The 275-nt window shown below is 36.7% G+C and carries 1 protein-coding gene; it reads left to right on the top strand.

What is annotated here, in order from left to right; genetic code table 11:
- Positions 1–174: 174 nt before the first annotated feature.
- A partial coding sequence (locus SB773_RS31585) for a glyceraldehyde 3-phosphate dehydrogenase NAD-binding domain-containing protein (protein ID WP_410594262.1) occupies positions 175–275 on the top strand: 101 nt, incomplete at its 3' end.

Raw genomic sequence — 275 nt, 5'->3', positions numbered from 1 at the left:
AGAGAGCGGCTTTTGTCCGATAATAGACATCCTAAAGGAAAACACAATGAGTAAAATAGCAGGGGTAAATCGTCCAAATATTTATTTTTCAGTAAAACACATTGATAATTGTGTCATACTTATTATAATGAAGATAACAGATAAGCGTAACTTAATTGCGAAAGGGGTTTCTATATGACAATCAAAATAGCTATTAATGGTTTCGGCCGTATTGGGCGCATGGTATTCCGCCGCGCTATTCAAGACCCCAATATTGAAATCGTTGCAATCAACGC

The organism is Bacillus sp. SIMBA_074 (assembly GCF_046534555.1).
Lineage (GTDB): Bacteria > Bacillota > Bacilli > Bacillales > Bacillaceae_G > Bacillus_A > Bacillus_A mycoides.
Note: the sequence above shows the minus strand (reverse complement) of the source record. Positions and strands in the feature narration are given on the sequence as shown.